The sequence below is a fragment of the Vibrio sp. OPT18 genome, from assembly GCF_015163615.1.
Classification (GTDB): domain Bacteria; phylum Pseudomonadota; class Gammaproteobacteria; order Enterobacterales; family Vibrionaceae; genus Vibrio; species Vibrio coralliirubri.
The window spans coordinates 85,384-98,703 of sequence record NZ_JADDYK010000041.1; the positions used below are offsets into that span (position 1 = coordinate 85,384).

12 protein-coding genes are annotated in these 13,320 nt (G+C 44.6%); 7 read left to right on the top strand and 5 right to left on the bottom strand.

Annotated features, from left to right (window positions below; all coding sequences use genetic code 11):
• Window positions 1-66: 66 nt before the first annotated feature.
• The 7 genes from IQQ51_RS09800 to IQQ51_RS09830 all read left to right on the top strand — a co-directional run bounded on the left by IQQ51_RS09800 (window position 67) and on the right by IQQ51_RS09830 (window position 6,727).
• Window positions 67-1,332 carry a RidA family protein gene (locus tag IQQ51_RS09800; RefSeq protein WP_193840932.1) on the top strand — a complete coding sequence of 422 codons (1,266 nt, stop codon included), beginning with the start codon at window positions 67-69 and terminating at the stop codon, window positions 1,330-1,332.
• 173 nt (window positions 1,333-1,505) lie between these two features.
• Window positions 1,506-2,489: an HAD family hydrolase gene (locus tag IQQ51_RS09805; RefSeq protein WP_193840933.1), complete on the top strand. Its 984-nt coding sequence runs from the start codon at window positions 1,506-1,508 to the stop codon at window positions 2,487-2,489.
• Between the two features lie 208 nt (window positions 2,490-2,697).
• Window positions 2,698-3,393: an aspartate/glutamate racemase family protein gene (locus IQQ51_RS09810; RefSeq protein ID WP_193840934.1), complete on the top strand. Its 696-nt coding sequence runs from the start codon at window positions 2,698-2,700 to the stop codon at window positions 3,391-3,393.
• 263 nt (window positions 3,394-3,656) lie between these two features.
• Window positions 3,657-4,043, top strand: coding sequence for a hypothetical protein (locus IQQ51_RS09815; protein ID WP_193840935.1), 387 nt, complete (start codon window positions 3,657-3,659; stop codon window positions 4,041-4,043).
• A gap of 245 nt (window positions 4,044-4,288) precedes the next feature.
• Window positions 4,289-5,113 (top strand): radical SAM protein, encoded by an 825-nt coding sequence (locus tag IQQ51_RS09820; protein WP_193840978.1) that lies wholly within the window; start codon window positions 4,289-4,291, stop codon window positions 5,111-5,113.
• Window positions 5,114-5,401: 288 nt separating this feature from the next.
• Window positions 5,402-5,638 (top strand): YdcH family protein, encoded by a 237-nt coding sequence (locus IQQ51_RS09825; RefSeq protein WP_048609893.1) that lies wholly within the window; start codon window positions 5,402-5,404, stop codon window positions 5,636-5,638.
• Window positions 5,639-5,830: 192 nt separating this feature from the next.
• Entirely contained in the window at window positions 5,831-6,727 is an 897-nt protein-coding gene (locus IQQ51_RS09830) for a LysR family transcriptional regulator (protein ID WP_048610460.1), read from the top strand.
• Window positions 6,728-6,831: 104 nt separating this feature from the next.
• On the opposite strand, the gene IQQ51_RS09835 is transcribed toward IQQ51_RS09830, so the two are convergent.
• The 5 genes from IQQ51_RS09835 to IQQ51_RS09855 all read right to left on the bottom strand — a co-directional run bounded on the left by IQQ51_RS09835 (window position 6,832) and on the right by IQQ51_RS09855 (window position 13,238).
• The gene (locus tag IQQ51_RS09835; protein WP_193840936.1) at window positions 6,832-7,641 is read right to left on the bottom strand and encodes an SDR family NAD(P)-dependent oxidoreductase; all 810 of its coding nucleotides are present in this window, start codon (window positions 7,639-7,641) and stop codon (window positions 6,832-6,834) included.
• Between the two features lie 256 nt (window positions 7,642-7,897).
• On the bottom strand, window positions 7,898-9,457 hold the full coding sequence (glpD, locus tag IQQ51_RS09840) for a glycerol-3-phosphate dehydrogenase (RefSeq protein ID WP_193840937.1): 1,560 nt from the start codon (window positions 9,455-9,457) through the stop codon (window positions 7,898-7,900).
• 268 nt (window positions 9,458-9,725) lie between these two features.
• On the bottom strand, window positions 9,726-10,511 hold the full coding sequence (locus IQQ51_RS09845) for a DeoR/GlpR family transcriptional regulator (RefSeq protein ID WP_146491069.1): 786 nt from the start codon (window positions 10,509-10,511) through the stop codon (window positions 9,726-9,728).
• Window positions 10,512-10,803: 292 nt separating this feature from the next.
• Window positions 10,804-12,324, bottom strand: coding sequence for a glycerol kinase GlpK (gene glpK / locus IQQ51_RS09850; protein ID WP_017064019.1), 1,521 nt, complete (start codon window positions 12,322-12,324; stop codon window positions 10,804-10,806).
• 59 nt (window positions 12,325-12,383) lie between these two features.
• Window positions 12,384-13,238, bottom strand: coding sequence for an MIP/aquaporin family protein (locus tag IQQ51_RS09855; protein WP_193840938.1), 855 nt, complete (start codon window positions 13,236-13,238; stop codon window positions 12,384-12,386).
• Window positions 13,239-13,320 lie beyond the last annotated feature (82 nt).

Sequence of the window (13,320 nt, forward strand, 5' to 3'; positions counted from 1 at the left end):
ATGTCGGTAAACATGCAGCTAATTGGCTCTATCTGACATCAATACTCGAATAGGAGATATATCGACATGAGTGCCGATATTATTAAAGTTTCAAGAAACACTGAAGATGCACCGCTGAGCCCTTTCTCAACACAATCGGTGGCATTCTCACACTACAATAACCTCTCTGCTCAATTACCGATTAATCCAAGAACGGGCAGCTTGATCTCAGGCTCTTTGGAAGATCAAACCAAGCAGTGTTTGTTAAACATTCAAGCGATTGTGGAGAGCATTGGACACCGCATGCACGACGTTGTGAGGGTAAATATATACTTGAAGAACATTGCGGATATCGACTCGGTTAATGAAATCTATGCGTCCTTTTTCCAACACTACGTACCAACGTGCACGACACTCGCTGTAGCCGATTTACCGCTCGAAGGTGCTTACTTGCAAATGGATGCGGTGATCTCTAATGGTGAAGGCACCTACCCTCAAGCGGCTTGTGAGTTAGTTAAAATTGCAAGAAACACCCAACACGCACCAGTCAGTTCTTTATCGACTCAGACGGTGGCTTTCTCTCACTATAATCACATTTCAGCCCAGTTACCGATTGATCCGAAATCGGGTAGCATCGTCGCTGGTGGAGCAAAAGAGCACGCGATTCAATGCCTCAAAAACATCAAATCGATACTGGGAAATGTAGATGTTCCGCTTGATGACATCGTGAAAGTGAATATCCATGTAAGAAGCCTTGATGACCTTGCAGCAGTCAATGAAGTGTATACCACCTTCTTCCCGGACTCCGCGATTGCGAGGGCTGTCGGCTACATACCAGCACGCTCGGTGACGGTGGTTGAAGGTTTAGCAATGGGAGCGTTGGTACAGATGGATGCGACCGTGTCACACGGTGATGGGACTCCGCCGCAAGCGGTTGAAGATCGACATGGGATTGTAATTAATGCGAACAATACCAAAGCTGCGCCAATCAGCCCGCTTTCAACGCAAACTGTGGCCTTTTCACACTACAACAATATCTCCGCTCAATTACCGTTGGATCCAAGAGTTGGAGCGATTGTTGCGAATGGCGCAAAAGAGCAGGCGATGCAGTGCCTGAATAACATTAAAGAAGTCGTTGAGAGCGTTGGTCATGTCATGGATGACATCGTGAAGCTGAATATTCAATTAAGAGACATGGCTGATTTAGATGTGCTCAATGACGTTTGCACGCATTATTTTGACGGTCCATTGCCAGCACGCACAGTTATCGGTGTGTCTGATATTCCTATGGCCGCTTTAGTGCAAATTGATGCGATTGCTTCCAATGGTGAGGGAACTCCACCGAGTCTTTAAGCATTTTATCTAGCATTAAAAACGAGGGTTGACTGTGAGGCTAATCCTCTTTTTTACGAAAGCCCTAATACCAACATGAGCATTGGTTATAGTGTTCATAAGTGGAAAGTCAAAGTAGACCAACTAGGATGAATTGAATTAAACCCTACAGTTAATTCAACATGGTAGTTGCTATGAAGAAAATAACCCTTTTATCTGTCGTGATCTTATCCAGTCTCTCTTTCTCATCTTTTGCTAAAGATTGTGATCCCAATTTGTTTCCTTCTTGGAAGGACAGCGAGAGCAAATCCGCTATCGTCGACTTTGTTGGGCAAGCCACCCAAGCTGAATCTGATACGTTTGTGGCAATTGAAGATCGCATCGCCGTGTTCGATAACGACGGTACGCTTTGGTCAGAAAAACCTTACTACTTCCAACTAGCCTTTGTACTAGACCGTGTAAAAGAGATGGCGCCTGAACACCCTGAATGGAAAACAGAAGCACCGTTTAAGTTTGTACTTGAAGATGATATTGAAAGTGTTCTGGGCAGTGGTGAAGAAGGGTTATTGAAAATTATCATGGCGACACATTCTGGTATGACAGTAGAACAATACCAGCAAGACGTTGAGCAATGGTTGACGTTAGCAAAAGATAAACGCTTCAACAAAGCCTACACAGACCTTACTTATCAGCCAATGAAAGAGATGCTGACTTACCTGCAAGAGCATGACTTTAAAACTTACATTGTGTCGGGCGGAGGCGTTGACTTTATGCGAGCGTGGGCTCCAGAAGCTTATAACATCCCGCCAGAGCAGATCATTGGTAGTGCGCTTAAATATAACTACAGCTATAACGATGGTAAGCCGACGGTTACCAAGGATTCGTCCATTTTGACCATCGATGACAAAGCCGGAAAGGTCACTAACATTCAGCATATTATCGGCAAAAAACCTATTCTAGCGGTCGGTAACTCAGACGGTGATCAAGCCATGATGCAATGGGCAACGAGCCAACCCAACTCAATGGCGATGATTGTTCATCACACTGATACCGAGCGTGAGTGGCAGTACGATCGTAAGTCTCATGTTGGTAAGTTGGATAAAGCGCTAGATGAGGCGAATTCCAGAGAGGATTGGACACTGATCGACATGAAATCAGATTGGTGTGAGGTGTACTAACGCCTAGTTTACCCTTAGTCAAAACCACAAAGGCTTGGATTTTTAATTCGAGCCTTTTTTGTGAGCGGAGGTTTTGGGAATGAACGGTTTGAAAGCAATCGTTTGAAAGGAATAAGGTGTTATGGGCTCGCTTTAAGCAAGAGCGTACTATAAATTTTCAATGCATGACGGTTTAATCGGGATAGTCAGAAATTAAAGGAATAGAAAAATGAAAACGATCGGTTTGCTCGGCGGTATGAGTTGGGAGTCGACAGTGAGTTACTACAAGTCCATCAACGAGGGCGTTAAAGCGACCCTTGGCGGGCTCAATTCTGCGAAGGTTTGTATGTACAGCGTGAACTTCGATGAGATAGAAAAGCTACAGCACCAAGGTGGTTGGGCAGAGACGGCTGACATCTTATCGGATGCAGCTTTATCGGTAGAGAAGGGCGGGGCGGACTTCATCCTGATCTGTACCAATACCATGCATAAGGTCGTTCCTGAGATCGAAGAGAAGATCACGATCCCTATCTTGCACATCGCTGATACCACGGCGCAGAAGCTGCTTGAACAGGGCGTAAAGAAAGTCGGATTACTCGGCACGGCTTTCACCATGGAACAAGATTTCTATAAAGGACGCCTGACTAACAAATTCGGTATCGATGTGGTGATTCCTGATGAGGACGACCGAGAGAAAGTGCACAACATCATTTATCAAGAGCTGTGTCGAGGCGAAGTAAAAGAAGAATCTCGAGATGTATACCGTCAAATCATTGAGAAGCTAGGCCAACAAGGTGCGGAAGCCGTTATTCTGGGCTGTACTGAAATCGCCCTGCTGATTCAGCAGCAACACAGTGATGTTCTCTTGTTTGATACCACTGCTATTCATGCAGAAGCGGCTGTACGTTTGGCGACGAGCGGCTAGCATCAAGCTTGTTTGTCTGGCGCGTTACACCATCAGTTGGTTGATGCGCAATTAAAATCTCAGATTTTCAAAAGGTTGCGGACTTTTCTCCGAGAGTGCGTTACGAGTCATTTTCTTCTTTTAGAAAGCCCCAAATTAAGTGAATAAGCACTCTGTATCACACTTTTTATAAATTAGTGGATATACCATTACACATTTATTTGTCTCGTGAATAGAATCTCGTTCTAGCGTTATTTTGGCTATGTAATTGAATGAGAATAAAAATGAAATTGAAACCTATTTTTTTGGCTTGTCTGTCAGCAACGGCTCTTTCTGGCTGTTTGAGTGTCCCAATTGAAGAGTTACAACCAACAGCAGATCAAGAAACAATTGATACAGCTATTGAACATCTAAGCGATATAAAAGGAATGACGATTACAGAAAATGGCGTGATTTATTATGTCATTGCACTGCCTGGTGACTCTCGATGGTCAACAGCGCACATTTCTGAGTTGAGCTACCGTTATTCTTGCGAAGATCTTCGTTGGTTTGTTGATAGAGGCATGATCGTGAGAATTCGATTCCAAGGTAATAGTGGTACGACACAAGATTATGATCTTGAGCGTTGTGAAACGGAAGTCCCTACAAGTTTATATGAACCTAAACAGTAGTTTCTCGATCCTCTTAGATTGAGGTTGAAGCTTTTCTTCATTGTCAGTACATAGATACCCTCTCCGTTTGGTGAGGGTATTTTATTTAAAATCTAAAAACTGATTCGACTATATTGCGAATTATCAATGAATACTGGTGTTGATAAACTCTGTTTTATTCAAGCACGCTCTCGTGCTTATAGACCGGAGAAACCAATACGAATTACGAGGGAAAAGTATATCGTCCATGGACAGAGGCGAAGAGCATTCTGATTCAAACCACTTTAGGTTGCAGCATCAACACATGTACGTTCTGTAATATGTTTAGCGATAAGCGGTTCAAGGTTCGTGACATTGAAGATGTGTTTAAAGATATCGAAGAAGCGCGCCTGATCTATCCTTATGTTGAATCGATTTTCCTTATCGATGGCAACGTGATGGCTGCTCGTACGGACTACCTTCTTAAGATTTTGGATAAGCTGCGTCATACCTTTCCAGAAAGCAGAAAAGTGTCGCTTTACAGTGGCCTGAACGATTTCCGTCGTAAAAGCCTAAGCGAACTTAAAGAGCTTAAGAGTGCAGGCCTAACCATGGCTTATGCAGGTCTTGAGTCAGGTGATGCGATTGTACTCGACAACATTAAAAAACGTATGACACCAGAGCAAGCGCTCGAAGGCATGGCATTAGCCAAAGAAGCCGGCATTGAAACCTTATTGTCGTTTATCTTCGGTCTTGGTGGGCGTGATCGATCACGTGAACATATTGTCGAGACCACAAGATTACTGAACATCATGAAGCCAGAGCAGATAGCGCCAATGGCGTTAGCGATTCAGCCTGGAACCGTGATGGAACAAGAAGTAAAAGATGGCAAGTTCGTTATGCCGACGCAACTTCAGATTCTGGAAGAAGAAAAGTATCTGCTTGAACATCTAAACATCGACACTTTTTATTGGGGCGACCATGGCAATAACATCGTGACTCAGAAAGGTTTCCTGCTTGATTCAAGGGAGCAATTTTTGGCTAAGGTGAACCGTGCGATAGCATCAAACCCAATGGCTAAAGATAGTGTTATCCAGACGTTTGCTTGGTAGCGTTTAGTTAAAAACGACATTTGCAGGCTGATACTTGCAGGCTAAGTAAAAATCGTAAGAAGTATTGTTTTCGAGGCGGGATAATCGCCATAAACCTACTTCCGTTACTGAGGCAATTCAAAATCAGCAAAGCCATTTTCTTGGTGGATGTTGTAAATTTGTGAATATGAATTGTCTATATTCTATGCTGTGTACTGGATCTCATTTGTTATTTGAACCACTTGCTAAGGTTAATAATGAATGTGTTTAAGACTAACCCAATCACTTTACTCAACTTAAGAGGTTTCTATGCTAGGTGAAAATCATTCTCTTGTTCACGAATTTCCTGAAATGAAAGATAAAATTGCTGAGCTTGTTAAAACTGACGATGGCTTTGCAGCAAACATGAAGACGTACGACAACCTTGATAAAGAGATTCGTAAGCTTGAGCTGAAAGATTCACCCATTGATGACGGCTCGATGCACCAACTGAAACATGATCGTTCTGTACTGAAAGATGCACTGCATGCACGTTTAACTGGCTAGTGAGCGGGTAATTTTGCTGATTAGCTAAATGGCGAATTGCAGACTTAGACAAAAAACTCCTTCGGGAGTTTTTTTCGTTTCGGCTCAATCTCTTGTTCACAATTCAACTGAGTTAATACGTTGTATTGTTATGTGAATGACGCATAATGAGGGTTACTGGCACACGATTTTTAAGATTTTATTGGTAATCTCATGAATATTGAACACCTCAAATTGTTTGTTCGTTTAGCTTCCACACATAACATCAGCATGGCTGGGCAAGAGCTTGGTTTATCACCTGCTGTTGCAAGCTCGCACATCAGTAAACTGGAAGACAATTTAGGCGTTCGCTTGGTGCATAGAACCACTCGTAAGGTCTCTTTAACCGAAGAGGGGGAAGCGTTCTTACCTCATGCTGAAGAAGTGTTATCGAGCGTCGATGCAGCCAAATCGGCGGTCGGTGTGGGTTGTGATTCTCCAACCGGAACGCTGCGAGTTACCGCATCTGCGTCTTTTGGGCGTTTGCATCTTGTGCCTGCTTTACCTGGATTCTTAGAGCGCTACCCTGGGTTAAAAGTCGATCTCAGACTATCAGATTCGATGGTGGATGTTGTTGAGGGGGGCTTTGATATCGCGATTCGCATCTCGGAGCTGAAAGACTCGACATTGATTGCGCGAAAACTGGCGACAGATAAACGTATTGTGTGTGCATCGCCTGATTACTTAATCAAATACGGTAAGCCAGCCACACCTCAAGATCTTAACGATCATCAGTGTATTAGCCTAATTGGTTTAGAAAACTGGACCTTCAATACTGAAAGTGGTCCTAAGACGATTAAAGCATCGGGATCGTTCAGGGCAGATAACGGAGAAGCACTGCGTGACGCAGCCTCTGGTGGAATGGGTATCACGGTGACGTCGAATTGGTGTGCGTATGAGCAACTGAAAAGCGGTCAACTGATTCAAATATTAGAAGATTACCCATTAACCTCAGAACCTGCGATTTGGGCTGTGTACCCAAGCACAAGGTTACTTGCGCCAAAGGTGAGAGCCTTCATTGACTACTTCTCTGAATATTATGGTAATCCGCCGTATTGGGAACAAACGTAGAGACAAACGTTGTACGAAAAAGCCCTGTGTTTCTAACTTAATACATTAGAAACACAGGGCTTTTTATTGAGATTTGCAAATCAACTCAGCATGAGTCGTCGCGATTAAGAAAGCGTTGCTTTGATGATATCTTCAATTTTAGCGACAACTTGCTGCGACTTATCGCCGTAAATTGCATCTGGGTGCGGGTTCGCAAACGTGTTGTTGTCGTTATCAAAGTATTGACCGCCCGCTTGTGCGAACTCGTCAGACAATGATGCGCGAACCAGAATATCAGAACCTATGCTTAGGTCGCCGCCTGCAATGCCGTAAGCGTCTTTCACCATCTTGCTGCCTAGTAGCGAAGCTGGGTTGACCGCAACCACCATTGGCCCTGTAGAGCCTAACTCTTTTGCCATTTCACGAGTCCACATAGTGATCGCAAGCTTGCTTTGTGCGTAAGCGTCACCATCAGACATTGGCTTCTTGCCTTCTAGCGCTTCGATGTTCACTGCTGCTTGTGCTGCTGAGGACAGGTTCACCACTCGGCTAGATGAATCGAGCACTGGTAGCAGTCGTTTAGTCAGGTGGTATGGTGAAATGGTATTCACAACAAAACGAACATCTAAACCGTCTTTAGTGATTGGGTTCGGAGTGTTGAACACACCTGCGTTGTTAATCAGTACATCAATCTTATCGTGCTCAGCAATTAATTTGTCAGCCAGCGCATCCACATCAGCCAGAACAGACAAGTCTGCTACGTAACTTTGAATTTTCGCTTCCGCAGAGATAGCCACAAGTTGCTGCTCAACGTCTTTGAGTTTGCTTGGGTTACGTCCATGCAATAAAACGTGGTGACCTTGTTGAACAAGTACTTTTGCCGTTTCGAAGCCGATACCATCGGTAGAGCCTGTGATCAGAATAACTTTTTGCATGGAATAGATTCCTTATTAAAGCGCTGACATGGTGAGCGTTTTTTAAATGTGTTGTTTCGTTGAGATAAAGAATAGCAACCTTTTGTGAACTTGATAATCAAGCGGATTAATAAAACACTATTTAGTTTTTGTTGAAAATAGAGGTGTGAACAAGGTCTCAGGCTGAGCGGGATAGCAGACAATAAAAAAGCTTAGCGCGGGGGACGCTAAGCTTCGTTGTTCATCATGTTCTTGAACCATGTTTAGGCTGGTGGGGTTAGCCTACTTGAGAAAAGCTCACTACCTTGCTTTGTAGTTTCTGTTTCAAGTAATCCGTCACCGCTTGCTGCTCTGATTTGCTCATGTACAGGCCAAGTTTGGTTCTGCGCCATAAGATGTCTTCGTCAGTCATCGCCATCTCTTCATTGATCAAGTAATCGATTTCAACTTGATAAACGCCATGTGCTTCTTTTGAGAATCGGATGCCAAGGTCAGCTTCACCGTTCGCACCTTCTAATAGCTTCCATGTGTAAGTACCAAATTGAGTCACATAACGAAGTAACAACGCTTCAGATGCCCAAGGGTATTTAGTATGGATCATCTTCGCAAGTTGCTCTCTGCTGCAACTAAAGTTACCACCAGGAAGCGTGTCGTTGGCTGTCCATGGTGCACCCATGTTGGTTAGGTGTGGTTCAAGCTTCTTAAGTGCTGCTTCGCCTAGCTTGCGGTAAGTGGTTAGTTTACCACCGAAGATCGAAAGCAGTGGTGCTTGATCCAGCTCTGCATCTAATTCTAATGTGTAGTCACGAGTGATCGCTTGTGGAGAATCAGATTCATCGTCACAAAGCGGTCTTACGCCACTGTATGTCCAAACCACATCTTCACGGCCAAGCTGTTTAACAAAGTGCTGGTTAACGATATCGATCAAGTAATCAACTTCTACATCATCGATTGCCACTTCACGTGGATCGCCTTTGTATTCAAGGTCGGTGGTACCGATGATCGAGAACTTATCTAGGTAAGGGATCATGAACACAATGCGATTGTCTTTGTTTTGTAGAATATACGCTTGTGGTTCGTCATGAATGCGTGGCACAACAATGTGTGAGCCTTTGATCAGACGAATATTACGAGGCGAAGCCTGCTCTAATCCATCATCGAAGAACTGCTTAACCCATGGGCCAGCGGCGTTAACGAGTGCTTTTGCTTTGCGTTCAAAACGCTGATTTGTCATCACATCAAGGATTGTTACATGCCAAACACCACCTTCACGGTGCGCTTTTTCAACACGGCAGTAGTTACGTACTTCTGCGTTGTTTTCTTTTGCTGCCAACACGTTGAGCAATACCATACGCGCATCATCAACCCAGCAATCTGAGTATTCGAAGCCTGTCTTCATTTCTGGCTTCAGTAAACCTGATTTAGCCAAGTTCACTGTTTTACTGCCAGGAAGAGTGGTGCGCTTACCCAAGTTATCGTAAAGGAATAGGCCACAGCGAATCATCCAAGCCGGGCGTAAAAATGGTCGATGAGGTAAACGGAAACGCATTGGTTGAGCGACATGAGGAGCTTTTCTCAGCAACACTTCACGTTCAGCGAGCGCTTCAGAAACTAAACGAAACTCGTAATGTTCAAGGTAGCGTAAGCCACCGTGGATAAGCTTTGAGCTAGCAGAAGACGTCGCCGATGCGAAATCATTTGCTTCGTATAAGCCAACGTTTAGACCACGACCTGCTGCATCTGCTGCGATGCCAGCACCATTGATCCCGCCGCCAATCACGATCAAGTCTAAAGTGGAAGATGTACTGTTGTTTGAATTATTTTGTTGAGCACTCATGGTTTTGACCTCTTTCTGAGCGAACGAGCATTTTAGAACATAATTGAATCCTATATGAACTTTCGTTTGCGGTCATTTATTATTTTCGTTTATGCGCGTTTTATGTGATTTGCGCATAAAAAAACCTCTGCTTATGAAAGCAGAGGTTCAAATAAGTCTAATTCGAGCATAGAAGCGACAGTGGTAGTGAGCAAGTTTTACTTTTTTAACTTTTCTATAAAGAATCGTGATTCATTTAAGAAAGTGGCCTCATCTAGCATTGGGTGAGTTATTCGCTCACAGGGCGAGTTGTATCGATAACTTCTAACGGAATGTCTGAATCCTTAAGGATGTTCAGAATCTCTTCCGGCGGTTGCTTATTAGTAAACACCATGTGTGCCTGAGAGATATTACCCAGCTTAACCATTGCATTACGGCCAAACTTAGTGTGGTCGACAGCTAAGAAGATACTGCGGCTGTTCTCGATGATGGCTTGTTTCACGCGAACTTCGTGATAATCAAAATCGAGCAGTGAGCCATCAAAGTCGATGCCACTGATACCTAAGATGCCAAAATCAAGGCGGAACTGCTTCACGAAATCCAGTGTTGCTTCACCTACGATACCGCCATCACGGTTTCTTACTTCACCGCCGGCCAAGATAACCTTTATCTCAGGGTTAGGTAGAAGAATGCTGGCAACGTTAATGTTGTTAGTGACGACTCTTAGCTGTTTGTGATTTTTATTGAGCGCGCGTGCGACCGATTCTGGTGTGGTACCAATATCTACGAATAGAGTTGCACCGTCTGGGATATGCTTAACCAGCTCATCGGCGATCACGTCTTTTTCGTTGAAATTAAGCGCTTTACGCGTGTTATAAGAGGTGTTTTCCGAGCTTAAAGGAATGGTAGCACCACCATGATAGCGACGAATTTTGTTGCTATCGGCCAGTTCGTTTAGGTCTCGTCTGATGGTTTGTGGGCTGACATCGAACTTTTCAACAAGCTCTTCGGTGCTCACATATCCTTGTGTTTTTACCAGATCTACAATCTGCTGGTGTCTTGGTATCTGCTTCACTTAACTTACCACTCCCTGCGCGCAAAGGGCTCTAGCGCGTCAAAATCGAAAATATAAACTCACGCTATTGTGCTCGAATTGATGAAAAGAGAGAAGTAATGATGGTAAGGAATCATGTCTAAACCGCAAAAACGCTGGTCAAAGCATGGAATTTGAACCTGAAACGCAAAAAAGAGCACAAAATAGTGCTCTTTTTAGTTTCGTTTGTTGAGGTTCGAGCAATCTAATCGATGAGATTGCTCGAGTTCCTAGGTCAACGGTTAATGATTAACGATGAACTGAATACTCCGTATTACTCTTCGTCGTCATCGTGCAGTTCAGACCAAACTTGTGCACACTTGATTGCACGTTTCCAGCCTTTATAACGGCGGTTACGCTTCTCTTCGTCGTGGTGTGGCATGAAGGTGCGGTTAAGAACGGCTTTGTCTTGAAGCTCGTCAATGCTGTCCCAGAAACCAACCGCTAGGCCAGCAAGGTAAGCGGCACCAAGAGCCGTTACTTCTGTTACTTCAGGGCGGTGAACTTCAGTATCAAGCACGTCTGATTGGAATTGCATTAGGAAGTTGTTCGCTACTGCGCCGCCATCAACACGTAGGTTTGCTAGCTTGATGCCAGAGTCCGCTTGCATCGCGTCTAGTACGTCGCGCGTTTGGTAAGCAATGCCTTCCAAGGTTGCACGGATGATGTGGTTAGAGTTAACACCGCGAGTCAGGCCAACAATTGTACCGCGAGCGTAAGCATCCCAGTATGGTGCGCCTAGGCCAGTGAATGCAGGAACCACGTATACGCCGTTTGAAGAGTCTACTTTGGTTGCGAAGTACTCAGAGTCTTCTGCGCCAGCCAGTAGTTTCATTTCATCACGTAGCCATTGGATTGATGCGCCGCCCATGAATACTGCACCTTCCAATGCGTATGCAGGCTCACCTTTAGGGCCACATGCCAGTGTGGTTAGAAGGCCGTTTTTAGACGTTACTTTCTCTTGGCCCGTGTTCATTAGAAGGAAACAACCTGTGCCGTACGTGTTCTTAGCTTGGCCTGCTTCTACACACATTTGACCGTAAAGAGCCGCTTGTTGGTCACCCGCAATACCCGCGATTGGAATACGAGTACCGCCTTTACCACCAAGGTTCGTTTGACCGTAAACCTCAGAAGAACGCTTCACTTCTGGCATCATTGATGACGGGATCCCCATTTCATCAAGTAGCTTTTGATCCCAGCATAGGTCGTTGATGTTGAACAACATAGTACGTGACGCGTTAGTGTAATCCGTAACGTGAACACGTCCTTGAGTCATCTTCCAAACCAACCAAGTATCAACCGTACCGAACAGTAGTTTGCCAGCTTCAGCGTCTTCGCGAGCGCCTTCAACGTTGTCTAGAATCCATTTTACTTTGGTACCCGAGAAATACGGGTCAAGGACTAAGCCCGTATTGTCACGTACATAGTCTTCTAGGCCACGTGCTTTTAGGTCTTCACAGATGTCTGCTGTACGGCGACACTGCCATACGATGGCGTTATAAACTGGCTTACCTGTCTCTTTGTTCCAAACAATGGTGGTTTCACGTTGGTTCGTGATACCAATACCCGCTAACTCGTCGCTGCGAATGCCTGCTTTAGCAAGTGCTTCAACCAATGTAGAGCTTTGAGTTGCCCAGATTTCCATTGGATCATGTTCAACCCAACCGGCTTTAGGATAAATCTGAGTAAATTCGCGTTGAGAAGAGCTTACGATGTTTGCATCGTGGTCGAGGATTACAGCGCGAGAGCTTGTGGTGCCTTGGTCTAGGGCAACAATGTATTTTTGCTCGGTCATGGTAAGAATCCTTTTTCTTTTGTTATTTATATTTTAGTAAATGTAGGGGCGCTTAGTGATTAAGCTTGAGCTTGTTCAGCTTCTTGTTCTGTTTCACATTGGTTTGGAATTGTGCAGCCTTGGCCTTCAACTGGTAGGTAAGCACCGATAACTCGTGGGTACAACCAACCACCAAAACAAGCACCCGCAATTGGAGCAAGAATTGGAACGATGAAGTAAGGAATATCACGAGCACCGCTTAGTGCGAAATCCCAACCTGCAAAGTAAGCGAACAGTTTTGGTCCGAAGTCACGAGCAGGGTTCATTGCAAAGCCAGTTAGTGGACCTAAAGAACCACCGATAACTGCGATAAGAATACCGATCAGTAGCGGGTTCATTGCACCGCGAGATGCGCCATTGTTCTCATCACCTAACGCTAAGATGGCAAACATCAACACTGCAGTAATCACGAATTCCACAGCAAAAGCGCCGAAGAAAGAGAGTGAAGCATGTGGGTAAGTCGAGAAGATACCAGCAGTTGATAGTGCGTCTTGGCTGCTACGAACGAAGTTGTGTGCGATTTCGTAGTCAATGAATAGGTTACTGTACAGGCTGTAAACCAGTGCTGCAGAACAGAATGCGCCAAGCAGTTGCGAAATGATGTAAGGCAGCACTTTCGCTTTATCGAAGCCATGGAACATTGCTAGTGCAATCGTTACGGCTGGGTTGATGTGTGCACCTGACACGCCGGCAGTACAGTAAATTGCAATCGCAACACCGAAGCCCCAGATGATGCTGATTTCCCATTGTCCGAATGTCGCACCGGTTAGTACCAGTGCGGCCACACAGCCAACGCCGAAGAATATGAGTAATCCTGTACCGATAAATTCAGCCAAGCATTGCCCAAATAAAGAAGGGTGTTTGTTTGTTGTCATGTTCGAGTCCTTTTTAGTTTTGCTTATCTAGCACGCGTATTGTGCATAAATTTGCGAACTCGAAAATAAACGAACATCAAAA